Source organism: Streptomyces sp. NPDC060198 (assembly GCF_042728415.1).
Lineage (GTDB): Bacteria > Actinomycetota > Actinomycetes > Streptomycetales > Streptomycetaceae > Streptomyces.
The window spans coordinates 1-16,975 of record NZ_JBHWZJ010000141.1; the positions used below are offsets into that span (position 1 = coordinate 1).

Genomic DNA, 16,975 nt, shown 5'->3' on the forward strand with positions numbered 1-16,975 from the left:
CGCGCTGACCGCCATGGCCGAGTGTGAGTACGTGGTGATGACCGCGGGCTCCTTCGACCTGATGGTGGAGGTCGTCTGCGAGGACGACGACCACCTTCTCGAAGTGATCAACAAACGGATCCGCACGCCACCGCACCACGGACCAGGAACACATCCCTCATGCGCACCAAGAAACTGGCATCGGTCGTCGCGTTCGCCGCGGCGGCGGCACTGGCACTGACCGCCTGCGGCTCGAACGAAGATTCGTCCGCCAAGCCGGTGACCGACGTCTCCACGTCCACCACCACACAGGCCGCCACCGTTCTCGACCAGCCGTTCACCAAGCCGGACCTCGTCCTGACGGACACCCACGGCAAGACCTACGACCTCCGCAAAGAGACCAAGGGCAAGCCGACGCTCATCTACTACGGCTACACCAACTGCCCGGACGTCTGCCCGCTGACCATGAGCAACATCGCGCTCGCCAAGCGCGCGCTGCCCGCAGCCGAGCAGGACGAACTCCGGGTCGTCTTCATCACCACCGACCCCGAGCGGGACACCCCGGCCTCGCTGGGTGCCTGGCTCAAGGCACAGGACCCCGACTTCATCGGCCTCACCGGCGACTTCAAGACCATCCAGGCGGGCGCCCGGTCGATGGGCATCGGCATCGACCCCGCCACGACGGAGAAGGACGGAACCGTCGTCTCCATGCACGGCGCCCAGGTCATGGCCTTCTCCCCGAAGACCGACGCCGGATACGTCCTCTACAGCGAGGACACCACCGCCGACGACTACACCGCGGACCTCCCCAAGCTCATCCAGGGGGCGAAGCCGTGACAGGCCGGGCGGTACTCGCCGGCGGGCTGGCCCTCGTCTCGGGTCTGACCCTCGCGGGGTGTTCCACCGGAGGCTCCCCCGAGCTGAAGGTCGTCGGGGCCTTCATGCCGCAGCCGGTCAGCGACATCGCGGCGGCGTTCCTCGTCGTGGAGAACGCGGGCGGCGCCACCGACCGGCTGACCTCGGTGACCAGCTCGATCTCCGACCACGTCACCATCCACGAGACCAAGGGCCAGGCCATGCGGATGGTCTCGTCCTTCGAGGTGCCCGCGGGCGGTGAACTGGACCTCGAACGCGGCGGCAGCCACATCATGTTCAGCGAACTCAAGCGGCAGCCGAAGCGAGGACAGAAGATCTCCGTCGAGCTGCACTTCGAGAAGTCCGGCCCGCTCACGGTCGAACTTCCCGTCGAGGAGACGACCTACAACCCGGCGAAGCAGTGAGGGACTGAATCCACCATGACAGCCACCGCCCCGCGCGCAGATCGTGTCCGGCCTTCCCCGATACGCCGGCCGCTCACCGCGTCCGCGCTCCTCGCCACGCTGATCGGCCTGTTCCTCGGCCTGATGCTGGCGGGGGCGGCTCCCGCGTCCGCGCACGCCGCCCTCACGGGAAGCGACCCGCAGGACGGGGCGGTGGTCGACGCCGCACCTCAGAACGTCACCCTCTCCTTCTCCGAATCCGTCTCGCTGGGCGACGACGCGATCCGGGTGCTCGACCCGTCCGGCGCGCGGGCCGACACCGGTGACCCGCGCGCGGTGGGCGACGGCAAGGCCGCCCGGTACGCCGTCACGCTCCACTCCGGACTCCCCGACGGTACCTACACCGTGGCCTGGCAGGCGGTGTCCGCCGACAGCCACCCGGTCTCGGGCGCCTTCACCTTCTCCATCGGCGCGCCGTCCACCACCACCGTCGCGCTGCCCGCCTCGGGTGCGGGCGGCGGAGTGGTCGGCCTGCTCTACGACATCGCGCGCTACGCCGCGTACACCGGCTTCATCCTGCTCGCGGGCGGCTCCGCGTTCGTCCTCGCCTGCTGGCGGGGCGGTGCCTCGGCCCGCCCGCTGCAACGGCTCGTCCTCGGCGGCTGGATCACCCTCACCGCGTCCACCCTGCTGATGCTGCTGCTGCGCAACCCGTACACCGGCAGCGGGAAGTTCGCCGACGCCTTCGATCTCGCCGGTCTCCAGGCGTCCCTGGAAACCAAGCCGGGCGCCGCGCTGGTCTCCCGACTGCTCCTGCTGGGCGCCTCCGCGCTCTTCGTCGCCGTGTTGTTCGGTACGTATCCCCGGCGCGAGGACGAGAAGGAGCGAAAGGACCTCACCTTCGGCCTCTCGCTCGGCGGGGTGGTCGTCGCCACCGGGATCGCCGGTACCTGGTCGCTCGCCGAACACGCCTCCACCGGGCTCCAGCCGGGCATCGCCATGCCGGTCGACATGGCCCATCTGCTGGCTGTCGCGGCCTGGCTGGGCGGCCTGGCCTCCCTGCTGACCGCCCTGTACCGGGTCCCCGAACTGCCGCCCGGAGCGGTACGCCGCTTCTCGCGCATCGCGTTCACCAGCGTGGTCGTCCTCGCCGGGACAGGGCTCTACCAGTCCTGGCGCCAGGTCGGGTCCTGGTCGGCGCTCACCGGCACCGCCTACGGCCGGCTGCTGCTGGTGAAAGTCGGGCTGGTCGCGGTCCTCGTGGGCGTCGCCTGGATCTCCCGGCGCTGGACGGGCCGGCTGACGGACGGGGCCCCGTCCGGGACGGGGCCGGTCGTCGGAGAAGAGGACGGGCCGGCGGCCGAGGAGGCGGACCCGACGGCCGAGAAGGCCGGACTGGTCACGGTCGCCGCCACCGAATCGGCTGCCGGTACCGGCGAGGGCGGGCCGGCCACGAACACCGACCCCGCGCGCGCCGCCCAACTCGCCCGCCAGCGGGCCGCTCTGACGGCGACCCGGGAACGGAAGGCCCGCGACGCCGATGCCGGTCGCTCCGGACTGCGCCGCTCGGTCCTCGTCGAGACCGGCATCGCCACCGTCCTGCTGGTCGTCACCACCATCCTCTCGTCGACCGAACCCGGCCGTACGGAGGAGGAGGCCGCGCGGACCAACGTCGCCGCCGCTCCGGCCGTCGCCCAACCGGTCACGCTGAGCCTGCCCTTCGACACCGGCGGCACTCACGGCAAGGGAATCGTCCAGCTGGATCTCGACCCCGGCCGGACGGGCTCCAACGACCTGCATCTGTGGATCGAGGACGGGAAGGGCACGGCGATGGACGTACCGGAGGTACGGATCGCGCTCACCCTGGAGGCGAAGGACATCGGTCCTCTGCCGGTCGTCCCTGACCGGCTCGCCGAGGGCCACTGGGCCGCGAGCGGCGTCCAGATCCCGATGGCGGGCGAGTGGAAGTTCGCGGTCTCCGTCCGCACCTCGGACATCGACGAGACCACCGTCGTCAAGAACGTGAAGATCGGCTGACCCGCGTGAGCAAGCGCAACACGAACGTACAGATCCCCCGGGAGCGTGCCGGGGCGACCGGAGCAGCCACCGGCGGTGTCTCGCGGCGGAAGCTGATCGGCGGCGCCGGGGCGGCCGGTGCCGCAGGCCTCGTGCTGGGCGCTGCGGGTGGTGCCACCGGGTACGCCGCGACGCGCCCGGACGCGCCGACGGCGCTCGCCTCGATCGGCTCGACCGAGGCGATGTTTCACGGGAAACATCAGCCCGGGATCACCACACCGCTCCAGGCGAGTGGCCATCTCGTCGCCTTCGACCTCGCGGCGGGCGCCGGACGCACCGAGGCCGCCGCACTGATGCGGCGCTGGTCGACGCTGGCCGGGGAGCTGATGGCGGGCCGCCCGGCCGGCTCCGGCGGGGACACCGGGATCGCCCAGGACGCGGGCCCGTCCTCCCTGACCCTCACCTTCGGCTTCGGCCGCACCTTCTTCGACCGGACCGGGCTGGAGGAACAGAGGCCCGCCGGGCTCGACCCGCTGCCCGCGTTCTCCTCGGACCATCTCGACTCCGGGCGGTCGAACGGCGATCTCTGGGTGCAGATCGGCGCCGACGACGCGCTCGTCGCCTTCCACGCACTGCGCGCGGTCCAACGCGCCGCCGGTTCGGCCGCGCGCGTGCGCTGGCAGATGAACGGCTTCAACCGCACTCCGGGCGCGACCGCCCGCCCCCTGACCGCCCGCAACCTGATGGGTCAGATGGACGGGACCAACAACCCCAAGCCCGCCGACGGCGACTTCGACGCTCGGATCTTCGTGCCCGCGCCCTCGGCCTCCGCTGCCGCCGACCCGGCGCAGGACTGGCTCGCGGGCGGCTCCTACGCGGTCGTCCGTCGCATCCGGATGCTGCTGGACGACTGGGAGAAACTCTCGGTCGCACGTCAGGAGCGGGTCATCGGCCGGCGCAAGGACGACGGCGCCCCGCTCAGCGGCGGCGACGAGACCACCGCGATGGATCTGGACAAGCTCGGTCCGGACGGCAAGCCGGTGATCCCGTCGAACGCCCACGCCCGGATCTCCTCACCGGAGAAGAACGGCGGGGCGGCGATGCTGCGGCGCCCCTTCTCGTACCACGACGGCATCGACCCGGACGGGACGCCGGACGCGGGGCTGCTGTTCGTCTGCTGGCAGGCGGACCCGTTCCGGGGCTTCGTGCCGGTGCAGCGCAAACTCGACCGGGGGGACGCGCTCTCGCCGTTCATCCGGCACGAGGCGAGCGGTGTCTTCGCGGTGCCGGGCGGCGCCGCGAAGGGGGAGTACGTGGGGCAGCGGCTGCTGGAGTCCTGACCGCCCCCGGGCTCCCGGGCTCCCCGCCGGACCTGCCCCCGGGCCCGGCGGACCCCTGCCCGAACACCTCCGAAAGCCGCCCCGGCAGCCCGTAGGGTGACCGTATGTCCGCTACGCGCTACGCCTATCTCGGCCCCGAAGGCACCTTCACCGAGGTGGCGCTCCGTACGCTCCCGGAAGCCGCCACCCGCGAACTCGTCCCCATGGTCTCCGTACCGGCGGCACTGGACGCGGTACGCGGCGGCGAGGCTGCCGCCGCGCTCGTACCGATCGAGAACTCGGTCGAGGGCGGGATCACCGCGACCCTGGACGAGCTGGCGGTGGGCGCCCCGCTGATGATCTACCGCGAGGTGCTGCTCTCCATCTCGTTCGCGCTGCTGGTGCGGCCCGGTACCCGGCTGGAGGACATCAAGTCCGTCACCGCGCACCCCGCCGCACAGCCGCAGGTCCGCAACTGGCTGGCCGCCCACCTCCCCGGAGCCGTGTGGGAGTCGGCGGCGTCCAACGCGGACGGCGCCCGGCTGGTGCGGGACGGACGGTACGACGCCGCCTTCGCCGGGGAGTTCGCGGCAGCGACGTACGGACTCGTCCCGCTCGCCACCGAGATCCACGACGCGGTGAACGCGCAGACGCGCTTCGTCCTCGTCGGCCGCCCGGCCCGGCCTTCCGCCCCGACCGGCGCCGACAAGACCTCCGTGGTCCTCTGGCTGGGCGAGGACCGGCCGGGCGCCCTGCTCGAACTGCTCCAGGAGTTCGCGGTGCGCGGGGTGAACCTGATGCTGATCCAGTCCCGCCCTACCGGGAAGGGCATCGGCGACTACTGCTTCGCGGTGGATGCCGAGGGGCACATCGCGGACCGGCGGGTGGGCGAGGCGCTGATGGGACTCAAGCGCATCTGCCCGAACCTGCGCTTCCTCGGCTCCTACCCGCGGGCCGGGGTGGCACCGGAGGAGGTCGCGCCCCTGCGCGCGGGCACCTCGGACACCGACTTCGCCGACGCCTCGGACTGGCTGGCGCGCAGCCAGGACGGGCGCGCCTGACGAGGCCCGGGCCGCTCCGAGGGCCTCCTCGCAGGAGCGCCGGGCGCACATCCGGGCGGCCCTCCTCACCGATGGTCGTTTACCCACAGAGTTATCCACAGGGCGCGGGTCCAACCTGGGGACAAGTCGACACTGCTGATCGACATCATCGACAAATCACCCCAGGTGATCCCATGGAGCCGCGAAGCCTCCCAGGGCCCCCCATGATCCACATCCGGCCTGTTTGACTCAATTACCTTGATCAACGACACAGAATGACGAATTACCGCTCGAATGGGTGAACGAAAGGCGGTTTGAGGATTGAATCCATGCTTCCCAGGCCCCCCAGAACCTTTCGTCGGGAAACACCTTCACGCATCCACAGGTTTTCCACACAGCCTGTGGATAACCGATACGAGCAGGCTCGCCTTGTGGACAACCGCCCCGAAGATCACCCTCAACTCCCCGACAGGGCAGGGCGGTACGTCAAGAAGGAAGCAACTTCGCGCCCGGTTCGGGGCATTGGGGCCACTTCGATTGACGCACCTCCGGTCGCCGGTGAACCCTCCCGCACCCGGTCTCCCGCACCCCCGGTCCCCGGCGGATTCCCACCGCATCCGCCTCCGCCTCCGCCTCCACGGACGAATACCGTGCGGACGCACACCCGCGCACTCCTCGCCACTCAACCCCCACCGGCCTCCCCGCACGAATCCGGTATTCCATCAGAGATACCATTCACGGCAATTCGGGCAAAGTGACACGCTTGGCAATATCGGTTCGGATGGCCGAAGCGCACACCGGTAGCCTGGAGGGGTGATTGACCTTCGCCTGCTCCGTGAGGACCCCGACCGTGTTCGCGCCTCCCAGCGCGCCCGTGGAGAGGACGTCGCGCTCGTCGACGCCCTGCTCTCCGCCGACGAGCTGCGCAGGTCGTCCGGCGTCCGCTTCGACGAACTCCGCTCCGAGCAGAAGTCGCTCGGAAAGCTGATCCCCAAGGCCACGCCCGAGGAGCGGACGGAGCTGCTCAAGCGCGCCGACCAGCTCAAGGCCGACGTCCGTGCCGCCGACGCCGCCCAGAACGAGGCGGACGCGGAGGCCAAGCGCCTGCTGCTGCAGCTCGGCAACATCGTCCAGGAGGACGTGCCGGTCGGCGGCGAGGAGGACTTCGTCGTCCTGGAGACGCACGGCACCATCCGTGACTTCGGCGCCGAGGGCTTCGAGCCCAAGGACCACCTGGAGCTCGGCGAGGCGCTCGGCGCCATCGACATGGAGCGCGGCGCCAAGGTCTCCGGTTCGCGCTTCTATTACCTGACGGGCATCGGCGCCCTGCTGGAGCTCGCCCTCGTCAACGCGGCCATCGCGCAGGCGACCGAGGCCGGTTTCATCCCCATGCTCACCCCCGCGCTGGTCCGCCCGCGCGCCATGGAGGGCACCGGCTTCCTCGGCCAGGCCGCCGAGAACGTGTACCACCTGGAGAAGGACGACTTCTACCTGGTCGGCACCTCCGAGGTCCCTCTCGCCGCGTATCACATGGACGAGATCATCGAGGCCGACAAGCTGCCCCTGCGGTACGCCGGCTTCTCGCCCTGCTTCCGCCGCGAGGCCGGTACGTACGGCAAGGACACCCGGGGCATCTTCCGCGTCCACCAGTTCGACAAGGTCGAGATGTTCTCGTACGTCGACCCCGCCGACGCCGAGGCCGAGCACCGCCGGCTGCTGGAGTGGGAGAAGCAGTGGCTGACCGGCCTGGAGCTTCCCTTCCAGGTGATCGACGTGGCCACCGGCGACCTCGGGGCCTCGGCCTCGCGGAAGTTCGACTGCGAGGCGTGGATCCCGACCCAGGGCAAGTACCGCGAGCTGACCTCCGCCTCCAACTGCGACAGCTTCCAGGCGCGCCGCCTGTCGGTGCGCATGCGGGACGGCAAGAAGGTCCAGCCGCTGGCCACGCTGAACGGCACGCTCTGCGCCGTACCGCGCACGATCGTGGCGATCCTGGAGAACCACCAGCTCGCGGACGGTTCCGTGCGCGTGCCCGAGATGCTCCGTCCGTATCTCGGCGGGCGTGAGGTCCTGGAGCCGGTCGCCAAGTGACCTTCCCCTTCAAGCTCGTCGCCACCGATCTCGACGGCACGCTGCTCCGCGACGACCACACGGTCTCCACGCGAACGCGCGAGGCGCTGGCCGCCGTCACCGAGGCGGGTGCCGCGCACATCGTCGTCACCGGCCGGGCGGTGCCGTGGACGCGGCAGATCCTGGACGAACTGGGCTATGACGGCCTCGCCGTCTGCGGCCAGGGCGCGCAGGTCTACCACGCGGGTGAGCACAAACTGCTCACCTCGCTCACGCTGGACCGGCAGCTGGCCGGGCTCGCGCTGTCCAAGATCGAGGCGGAGGTGGGCCCGCTGCTGCTCGCCGCGAGCCGCGACGGGCTCGACGGCGAGGTCCTGGTCGGACCCGGCTACCGGGCCCACGAGGGCCCGCTGCCGGTCGTCCGGGTCGACGACGCGAACGAGATGTGGACCGCGCCGCTGAACAAGATCTACATCCAGCACCCGGAGCTCGACGACGACCGGCTCGCGGCTGCCGCACGGGCGGTCGTGGGCAGCCTGGTCAACATCGTGATGGCGGGTCCCGGGGTCGTGGAGATCCTCCCGCTCGGCCTCAGCAAGGCGACGGGCCTCTCGCTCGCGGCGCGCCGGCTCGGCGTGAAGGCCGCGGACACGATCGCCTTCGGTGACATGCCCAACGACATCCCGATGTTCGGCTGGGCACGGCACGGAGTGGCCATGGCCAACGCGCACGACGAACTCAAGGCAGTGGCCCACGAGATCACCGCGTCCAACGAGGACGACGGCATCGCGGTGGTCCTGGAGGAGCTCCTCGCCGGCGGAACGCGGTAGCTTACCCGGCGGCTCCACGGACATAGCCGCACGGCGTCCCGCACGACGTGGCGCACCATGTGACGCACCAACCGCCCGCGGCCCCGCGAAGGCCGCGGGCGGTCGTGCGTCCGGCCCCGCGGAGTCGGACCGGATTCACCCCTCGCGCGGTCCGTGCCTCAGCTCCCTCAGCCGGTGCGCCACCTCGTCCATCCGGGCATCGACCCGTCGTACGTCGTGCGCGACGTCTGCCAGTCGGACGCTCATCGCACCGACGACCTCATGCGTCACCCCCAGCTTCCGGTCCAGGCTGTCGAACCGCTCCGACATCCTGCGCAGGACCGGACCCAGTTCCTGAAGGGCCGAACCGACCCCGGCGAGGCAGCTTTCGATGCGGGTGACGCGGAAATCGAGCGAGTCGTACCGCTCCCGGAGGTCTCCCTCGGCGTCGAGAAGGTACGTACGCACGCAGCGGGCGATGTCGCTTTCGCGAAGCAGCATGGCGACGTTGAGGACCGTGCGACGGGTGTAGAGGGTGAGCCGGGCGGTCGCCTGTGGATAACTCGGATGGCTCCCGTCCCCCTCACCGCCCCATAGGGACATCATGTCCCTATGGAAGGTTCGCAGCTCAGAGCCTCGCAGTAGCAGCAGCCCGTTCTCCGCCATCTCCACCCGATGGCGCTGGGTCACCTTTTTCACCACCTCTGTGGATACTTCGAAGTACCGTGCCACGTCCTCTGTGCGGACGTGAATGCCGTCCGGGAGCATGACAAGGCTCTTGACCTTGTCGAGGATGTCGACGCGCACCATCCGCTCGGCGCGCAGAGCGCGGGATTCGAGCAGGGCGACTTCCGTGGGCATGGGCATGCCTTCCGTACGCGGGGAACAGCGAAGGACGGCCCTCACCCCGGGCGTCAGGGGCGGAGGCCGCTCACGGGTGCCACTCACTCGATGGCCGGCTCCGTCCGGGGCTCACGCACCCGGGGCCGGCATTCCCACTTCACACACGCTCGTCGTCACGGATTCCAGTCGCCTCCACGCATCCGGCCCAACGACCCGGCGAACCTCACGTCACGCGGCGGGCCGCCGCGCACGCGACGGCCGAGTACGGGACGACCGGAGAACGTGGGACGGCAAGGAGAACGCGGGACGACCGGGAGAACGCGGGACGGCCGGGAGAACGCGGGACGACCCCCGCCCACCGGGCGAGGGTCGTCCCGCACTGAACCGTCTTGGCGGCCGGCGCCGCGCCTCACTCCTCGCCGGCCAGCTTGAGCGTCCGCAACTTCTGTCCCGCGTACCAGGTGGCGCCGACGGTGACCGCCACCAGCAGCACCGTGGCGAGCGGGAGTTGGACGTCGGCGGTGATCGCCCCTTCCGCGCCGGCCTTCTCGGCGACGGCGAGCGCCCACTGCTGCACGCTCAGCGTGCGCGCGCCGGGCACCTGGCTGCCGAAGAGTGCCTCCCACACCAGCGCGTAGACCAGGCCGAACACGACCGCGTGCCGGCTGACCGTGCCGAGCAGCAGGAAGAGCGCGCTGTAGGCGATCGAGGCGACGAGCGCGCCGACCGTGTAGGCCACCGCGATGCCCTGGCCGTTGCCGTTGAGGACGAGCCCCGCGATCAGGGTGGGCAGGGCGGAGAAGACCATCGTGACGGCGATGGCCACGATCAGCTTGGTGAAGATGATGGTGGGCCGCTTCACGGGCTTCGCCAGCAGGTAGACGATCGAACCGTCGTCGATCTCGGGGCCGATGGCCCCCGTACCCGCGATGACGCCGATCAGCGGAACCATCACGGCGAGGGCGAACCCGCCGAGCACGTCCGAGGTGATCTGGTCGTCGGCACCCGCCAGGACCCGTACCGCGCACGAGATCGCGATCAGCAGGGCGGGCAGGACGAACAGGATGGCGGCCCGGCGCCGGCCGAGCAGCGCCCGGTAGGTGAGCCGGGCGACTGTGGGGTCGTACATGACGCGTCACAGCTCCTTCTCGGCCAGTGGTCAGGCCGATACGAGGTACGAGAAGACCGATTCGAGGGACTCGTCGGACGGTGAGACGGCCAGCAGCCGGATGCCCCGCTCCTGCGCCACACGCGGCAGCAGTGCGGTGAAGCGGCCGAAATCGACCGCCTGGATCAACAGCGCGCCCTCGCGGTGGTCCACCTCGATGCCGGCCGTCGACGGGTCCGCGATGAGGGCCGCCGCCAGCGCGCGGTCGTCGCTGGAGCGCACGAGGTAGCGGTGCGGGCGGTCCGTCATCAGCCGGCGGATCCGGCGGAAGTCGCCGGAGGCCGCGTGCCGGCCGGCCACGATCACCTCGATGTGCGAGGCGAGTTGCTCGACCTCTTCGAGGATGTGGGAGGAGAAGAGCACGGTGCGTCCCTCCTCGCCCATCCGCCGCAGCAGCTCCATCAGCTGCATCCGCTGCCGGGGGTCCATGCCGTTGAACGGTTCGTCCAGCAGCAGGACGGAAGGGTCGTGGACGAGCGCCGAGGCCATCTTCACGCGCTGGCGCATGCCCTTGCTGTACGTCTGGATCTTGCGGTCCTGCGCGTACTCCATCTCGACCGTGGCGAGCGCGCGCGCCGCCTCGGCCGCTCCCAGACCCTGCAGTTCGGCGTTGGCGACGACGAACTCCCGGCCGGTCAGAAAGTCGTACATCCCCTCCCGCTCGGGAACGATGCCGATCTCCCGGTAGACCGACTCGTTGCGCCAGATCGGCCGCCCGTCGAGCGTGACCGTCCCCGTGGAAGGAGCGAGGAATCCGGCCATCAAGTTGATCAGCGTGGACTTGCCCGCGCCGTTGGGACCGAGCAGCCCGGTGACGCCCGGGCCGATCGTCATACTCACGTCGTTGACGGCGACCACGTTCCCGAACCAGCGGGAGGCGTGGTCGATCTCGATGGTGGTCACAGCCCGACCCTCCGGTAGCGGCGCAGCAGGGCGGCGTACGAGCCCGCGATGAGCGCGAGAACAACGAACAGATAGACGACGCCCATCGCGGCCCCCGGGCCCTCGCCGCCCGGGAAGGCGGAGGAGGCGCCGAGGAACGCGGTCTGCACCCCGTCGATCAGCGTGATCGGGGAGAACAGCCCGAACCAGGCGACGGCCCCCTCGGTGCCGGTCGAGTACGCGATGGCCTGGACCGTGGAGACCGCTCCGTACGAGATGGTCAGCACGGCGATCACCGCCGCCACGCCGAAGCCCCGGCGCGGGGTCACCGCGGCCACCACCAGCGCGAGCGCGGCGAACAGCACGGACAACAGGGCCACCGACACCAGTCCCTGGGCGAACCAGCCGACCTGGTCGCCGAAGTCGAATTTCGCGAGCAGCGAGCCCACGTAGAGGATGAGCAGCGGCGTCCCGGTGAGCACGAAGACGGCGGACGCCATCGCCGCCACCTTCGCCACGACGTAGTCGGCGTGCTCGATCGGCCGCGAGAAGTACAGCGGAACCGTCCGGAACCGCAGGTCCCGCGAGACGCTCTGCGGGGCTTGGGCGGCCACGAACAGCCCGATGACGGCCTGCAGGTAGATCGCGTAGGAGGTGTACTTCACGACCAGTTTCGTGGCACCCGGCGCGGCCATCGACACGGCCACGATGATCGCCGCGACCAGGCACATGACCGCGAACATGAGCATCGGCAGCACCTTGGAACGGGCGGAGCGCCCGAGTCCGAACGCGCCCTTGAGGGACTGGACGTAGAGCGAACGGCGGGCGTAGGCGCGTCCCAGCCGGGGGCCGTCGTAGGAGCGATAGCCGATGTCGTGGATGCGGGAGGCGTCGCCGGGCAGCGCGCCTTGGGCCCTGGTCTCAGTGCTCATCGAGACCGCTCCCCTTCTGCTGGACGGCCCCGGATGCCGGAACCTGACGGACGGCCCCGGGCGCCGGGACCTGCGGTACGGCTCCGGCCACCGGGGCGGCGGCCGGGACCGGGACAGGGCGGGCGCCGTCGCCCGAGCGGAAGACTTCGGCGATGTGGTGGCGGCGCTGCTCCATGCGGACGAGCCCGAGTCCCAGCCCGGCCACGCTGTCGCGGACCAGGTCGTACGTCTCCTCCCCGGTCGCCTCGACGAGCAGGATGTGGCCGGCTCCGGGAAGTCCGCCGGTGTCGACGCCGTCGTCGCCGACCAGCTTCACGCCGGCCCCGACGAGCTCGTGGCGCAGTGCGTCGGTACCGTCCGGGTGAGCGTCGCTGTCGGTGACCTCGACCGCGAGCGTGGTGGTGGTCTGGGTGAACTCGCTGGTGGAGCTGGAGCGAAGGAGCGTGCCGCCGTCGATCACGACGACGTGGTCGCAGGTGCGTTCCAGCTCGCCCAGGAGGTGCGAGGTGACGAGGACGGAGATGCCGAAGTCCGTGTGCACCCGGCGGATGAGCCCGAGCATCTCGTCGCGGCCGACCGGGTCGAGGCCGTTCGTCGGCTCGTCGAGCAGCACCAGTCGCGGATCGTGCACCAGTGCCTGAGCCAGCTTGACGCGCTGCTTCATCCCGGTCGAGTAGCCCCCGATGGGGCGGTACCGCTCCTCGTAGAGGCCGACGTGGCGCAGAGTGTCGGCGGTGCGTTCCCGGGCCGCCGTCGGCGGCAGACCGGACATCCGTGCCATGTGGACGACGAACTCCGTCGCCGAGACGTCGGGCGGCAGGCAGTCGTGCTCCGGCATGTACCCGACCCGCTCCCGGATCGCGGCACCGTGCGTGGCGACGTCCAGCCCGAGCACCGAGGCCGAGCCCTCGGTGGCGGGCGAAAGTCCCAGCAGGATCTTGATCAGTGTGGACTTGCCCGCCCCGTTGGCACCCACCAGACCGGTCACGCCCGGTCCGATGTCCAAGGAGAGCCGGTCAAGAGCGGTCACCCGTGGGTACCGCTTGCTCAAGGCTTTCATCGCGATCACAGTCACAGGGACGACGGTAGTGGTGCGGGTGCAACCGGTCGTCAGACCTGACGGTCGCATACACGTCAAACTTGAGTTGTAGGGACCCGTAGGGGAGTCCGGCCGAGGAGTGACCGGCCCGGGACCGCGTTCCCACCGATACCCCTCCCGGGAAGGGAGGTTGCCGGACACGGGGCTGCCGGACACGGGGCTGTCGGGCACGGAGGCTGCCGGACACGGGGCTGTCGGGCACGGAGGCTGCCGGACACGGGGCTGTCGGGCACGGAGGCTGCCGGACACGGGGCTGTCGGGCAGGGGTCGCCGACGGATGGCGGCGCGCACCGGTCTCTGACCGGGTTCCCGCCCGGGCCTCCTGCCACCGGTCTCCACAGGGGTTGTCCACAGAGGGTTGTCCACAGGCCGGGCTTGCCTCTTGACCCTTCGCCCGGCGTGGTCACATTCTTCAGTGTCACGTTACTGGCGCGTACAACTCGCCAAGTGCGCTGTCCGTGAGCGGGTTTCGGGCGGCCGGGGCCGAGGAAGACGGGTGCCGCAGGGGCGCCACCCGACCGAGGAGAGGTGGCGGGATGCATCTGCCGGGAGCGCGTGAGCGCTGGGTCCGTACGGGCGGCATCGAGCTCTGTGTGGCCGAGCTGGGGAATCCGGACCGGCCCACCGTGGTGCTGGTGCACGGCTATCCGGACAGCAAGGAGGTGTGGTCGCGGGTCGCCGGGGCGCTGGCCGAGCAGTGGCACGTGGTGCTCTACGACGTACGCGGACACGGCCGTTCGACCGCGCCGAAGCCGCTGCGCGGTGGCTTCACGCTGGAGAAGCTGACCGACGACTTCCTGGCCGTGGTGGACGCGGTGAGTCCGGACCGGCCGGTGCATCTGGTGGGCCACGACTGGGGATCGGTGCAGTCCTGGGAGTTCGCCACGGTCGGGCGGACCAAGGGCAGGATCGCCTCCTTCACCTCGATGTCCGGGCCCTCGCTGGACCACTTCGGGCACTGGATCCAGGACCGCCTGACCCGGCCCACCCCCCGGCGCGTGTTCCAGCTCGCCGGCCAGGGCGCAAAATCCTGGTACGTATACCTGCTGCACACCCCGGTCCTGCCCGAACTCGCCTGGCGGGGACCGCTGGGACGCCGGTGGCCGGACATCCTGGAGAGGCTGGAGAAGGTACCGGCGGGCGAGTACCCCACCGCCTCGCTCCCCCGGGACGCCGCCCACGGCGCCTGGCTCTACCGTGACAACGTCCGTACCCGGCTGCGCAGGCCGCGCCCCGACGCCCACGCCCACGTACCGGTGCAGCTGATCACGCCGACCGGTGACGCCTTCCTGTCGGAGTCCCTCTACGACGACCTGGACCGGTGGGTTCCGTCCCTGGTCCGCCGCCGGCTGCCCGCCCAGCATTGGGTGCCCCGCACCCGTCCGGATCAACTCGCCTCCTGGATTTCCGAGTTCGCCACCGCGCAGGAATCCACCGGGACAGGCCGGACGGCGGCGAAGGAATCGACGGGCTCCGGCCCGTACGCGGACCGGTTCGGCGGACAGCTGGTGCTGGTGACGGGCGCGGCCGACGGCATCGGACGGGCCACCGCCCTGGCGTTCGCCGAGGCCGGTGCGCGGGTGGTGGCCGTGGACCGGGACGCGGAGGGCGCCGCCCGTACCGCGCGGACGGCCCGGCTCGTCGGGGCACCGGTGGCCTGGGCGGAGACCGTCGAGCCGGGCGACGGGCAGGCGGTGGAGAAGCTCGGCGCGAAGATCGCGGCGGAGTACGGCACCGTGGACGTGCTGGTCAACGTTCCCGTCGACTTCGCCGGTACGGTCCCGTCCGGGGCCTTCCTGGAGACCACGGCCGAGGAGTGGCGGGGCGTCCTCGACGCGGGACTCATGGGGGTCGTCCACAGCTGCCGGGTGTTCGGCGGACGGATGGCCGAGCGCGGCCAGGGCGGCCACATCGTCAACGTACTCCCGGGCAACCCCGGTGCACCGTCCGGCAGTCCGGGCTCCGCCGCCCACGGCACGGCGCAGGCCGCCGTCCTCGCGCTCAGCATGGGCCTGCGGGACGAGCTGGCGCGCCGTACGGTCTCGGTGAGCGCGGTACGACCGGGGGTGACCGACGCCGGATCGGTTCCCCTCGGCCGGAGTTCGGGGCGCGGGGCAGGCGCCTCGTCGGAGCGGCCCGGGACCCTCGCGGCGGAGCGGGTCGCCGAGGCGGTACTGGAGGCGGTGGTCCGCGATCAGCCGCTCATGGTGGTGCCGGGCCGGCGCAAGGGCCTCGTCGGGCTGCTCCGGGGCAGGAGCGGGCGCGGTACGGCAGAACCGCGCAAGCGGATCTGAGTGCGCCGGAGTTGGGTGCGCCGCCGTGTCCGGCCCGGGGCGGCGCACCCCGCTTCGACGACCGCCTCGCGCCAGTGACAGCCGTGCACATGGGCTCACTTGGCGACGGTGAGGGTCACCCGGACTGCCAGGAGGCCGATTTCGTTACGGCTACGCCACCCCTTCGGGTGACCTGCTTCCGGCCGGTCGCGCACCGTCCGCTTCTCCGTCCGCCTCGCGGCGCCCGGGGCAGAGGGGCACGCCGCCGGGTACCGAGGGGTGGGTGTCCCCAGCGCTGGGGGCAAGCCTGTGGATGGAACGACGTTCAGCGTATGAGCTGTTCGGCCCGGTCCGGTGCCTTCGTGTGACGTCCGGACGGATGGCACACGAGGCCTCTCTCGCCCGCACGATCGACGGGAGGCCATGCCGTGCCCCCGCACAACGGCCGAAACCGTCCTGGCGCGTGAGGGGACAAGGGCGGGGAAGCGCCTGAGCTCCGACTGGAACTCAACTTTAGAATCGGTCATTTATGGTCAAGCGAGACATCTTGCCTATTTCTTACGAAAGTTAACCAAATGGCTTATTCCGTACGAGCGTTGTCCACAGAATCGCCAAATACCCTGTGGATAAGTCAAGTTGCTTGTGGATCAAACACAAGCTTGCTCGTCAGTTCCGGGACAGTGGAAAGAATCCGGATGCGCGGCCAGGAACGGCCGGGCACTCTGGCCGGATGGATGACAGACGCACCGTGAAGGTGTCGAAGTACCTCTCCCGGCACCTGCGACATCAGCCGGAACGCATCGGGCTGACACTCGATGCGAACGGTTGGGTGAACGTCGAGGAGCTGCTGGAGGCCGCGGCCCGCAGCAACTTCCCGATCACGCGGGCCGAACTCGAGCACGTGGTCGCGGTCAACGACAAGCAGCGTTTCGCTCTGGAAGGGGATCGCCTGCGCGCGAGCCAGGGCCACACCGTCGCCGTCGATCTGGACCTGCCTCCGGCCGAGCCTCCGGCGTTCCTCTACCACGGGACGGTGGCCCGGTCCCTGACGGACATCCGGGCCGAAGGGCTGCGCCCCATGGCCCGCCACCACGTCCACCTGTCGCCCGACCGCGAGACCGCCACCCGGGTCGGGGCACGGCGTGGCAGCCCCGTGGTGCTCTCGGTGGACGCGGGAGCGATGCACCGCGCCGGTCACGTCTTCCGCGTCAGCGCCAACGGGGTGTGGCTGGCGGAGTCCGTGCCCCCCGCATACCTGCGGTTCCCGGGCTGAGGCGCTTATCGCG

Annotated in this window: 14 protein-coding genes and 1 pseudogene; 10 read left to right on the plus strand and 5 right to left on the minus strand. The window is 70.6% G+C overall.

All coding sequences use genetic code 11. The annotated features are described in order from the left end of the window. The 8 genes and pseudogenes from ACFWEP_RS18635 to ACFWEP_RS18670 form a co-directional block, all read left to right on the plus strand. Positions 1-133: pseudogene (locus tag ACFWEP_RS18635) on the plus strand (Lrp/AsnC ligand binding domain-containing protein); the annotation flags it as partial. Positions 134-159: 26 nt separating this feature from the next. Next, positions 160-816: an SCO family protein gene (locus ACFWEP_RS18640; protein ID WP_387371388.1), complete on the plus strand. Its 657-nt coding sequence runs from the start codon at positions 160-162 to the stop codon at positions 814-816. Next, positions 813-1,259: a copper chaperone PCu(A)C gene (locus tag ACFWEP_RS18645; RefSeq protein WP_387371389.1), complete on the plus strand. Its 447-nt coding sequence runs from the start codon at positions 813-815 to the stop codon at positions 1,257-1,259. Before ACFWEP_RS18640 ends, ACFWEP_RS18645 begins: the two co-directional genes overlap by 4 nt. Before the next feature lie 15 nt (positions 1,260-1,274). After that, positions 1,275-3,275 carry a copper resistance CopC/CopD family protein gene (locus tag ACFWEP_RS18650; protein ID WP_387371390.1) on the plus strand — a complete coding sequence of 667 codons (2,001 nt, stop codon included), beginning with the start codon at positions 1,275-1,277 and terminating at the stop codon, positions 3,273-3,275. A gap of 32 nt (positions 3,276-3,307) precedes the next feature. Further along, positions 3,308-4,594 (plus strand): iron uptake transporter deferrochelatase/peroxidase subunit, encoded by a 1,287-nt coding sequence (efeB, locus tag ACFWEP_RS18655; RefSeq protein ID WP_387371400.1) that lies wholly within the window; start codon positions 3,308-3,310, stop codon positions 4,592-4,594. A 104-nt stretch (positions 4,595-4,698) separates the two neighbouring features. Next, positions 4,699-5,634 carry a prephenate dehydratase gene (gene pheA / locus ACFWEP_RS18660; RefSeq protein ID WP_387371391.1) on the plus strand — a complete coding sequence of 312 codons (936 nt, stop codon included), beginning with the start codon at positions 4,699-4,701 and terminating at the stop codon, positions 5,632-5,634. A gap of 792 nt (positions 5,635-6,426) precedes the next feature. Continuing rightward, positions 6,427-7,704, plus strand: a complete 1,278-nt coding sequence (gene serS / locus ACFWEP_RS18665) for a serine--tRNA ligase (RefSeq protein WP_387371392.1) — start codon at positions 6,427-6,429, stop codon at positions 7,702-7,704. Next, on the plus strand, positions 7,701-8,513 hold the full coding sequence (locus ACFWEP_RS18670; protein WP_387371393.1) for an HAD family hydrolase: 813 nt from the start codon (positions 7,701-7,703) through the stop codon (positions 8,511-8,513). Before serS ends, ACFWEP_RS18670 begins: the two co-directional genes overlap by 4 nt. A 135-nt stretch (positions 8,514-8,648) precedes the next feature. On the opposite strand, the gene ACFWEP_RS18675 is transcribed toward ACFWEP_RS18670, so the two are convergent. The 5 genes from ACFWEP_RS18675 to ACFWEP_RS18695 form a co-directional block, all read right to left on the minus strand. After that, the gene (locus tag ACFWEP_RS18675) at positions 8,649-9,353 is read right to left on the minus strand and encodes a hypothetical protein (RefSeq protein WP_387371394.1); all 705 of its coding nucleotides are present in this window, start codon (positions 9,351-9,353) and stop codon (positions 8,649-8,651) included. A gap of 391 nt (positions 9,354-9,744) precedes the next feature. Next, a complete protein-coding gene (locus ACFWEP_RS18680; protein ID WP_387371395.1) occupies positions 9,745-10,464 on the minus strand; it encodes an ABC transporter permease in 720 nt (239 codons plus the stop codon). A 30-nt stretch (positions 10,465-10,494) separates the two neighbouring features. Next, on the minus strand, positions 10,495-11,406 hold the full coding sequence (locus ACFWEP_RS18685; RefSeq protein WP_387371396.1) for an ABC transporter ATP-binding protein: 912 nt from the start codon (positions 11,404-11,406) through the stop codon (positions 10,495-10,497). Then, on the minus strand, positions 11,403-12,317 hold the full coding sequence (locus ACFWEP_RS18690; protein WP_387371397.1) for an ABC transporter permease: 915 nt from the start codon (positions 12,315-12,317) through the stop codon (positions 11,403-11,405). The genes ACFWEP_RS18685 and ACFWEP_RS18690 overlap by 4 nt, the downstream gene beginning before the upstream one ends. Beyond that, positions 12,307-13,377, minus strand: a complete 1,071-nt coding sequence (locus tag ACFWEP_RS18695) for an ABC transporter ATP-binding protein (RefSeq protein WP_387371401.1) — start codon at positions 13,375-13,377, stop codon at positions 12,307-12,309. The genes ACFWEP_RS18690 and ACFWEP_RS18695 overlap by 11 nt, the downstream gene beginning before the upstream one ends. A 575-nt stretch (positions 13,378-13,952) precedes the next feature. On the opposite strand from ACFWEP_RS18695, the gene ACFWEP_RS18700 reads away from it, so the two are divergent. Both ACFWEP_RS18700 and ACFWEP_RS18705 read left to right on the plus strand, forming a co-directional pair. Continuing rightward, positions 13,953-15,710 (plus strand): SDR family oxidoreductase, encoded by a 1,758-nt coding sequence (locus ACFWEP_RS18700; protein WP_387371398.1) that lies wholly within the window; start codon positions 13,953-13,955, stop codon positions 15,708-15,710. Between the two features lie 709 nt (positions 15,711-16,419). Then, the gene (locus ACFWEP_RS18705; RefSeq protein ID WP_387371399.1) at positions 16,420-16,962 is read left to right on the plus strand and encodes an RNA 2'-phosphotransferase; all 543 of its coding nucleotides are present in this window, start codon (positions 16,420-16,422) and stop codon (positions 16,960-16,962) included. Positions 16,963-16,975 lie beyond the last annotated feature (13 nt).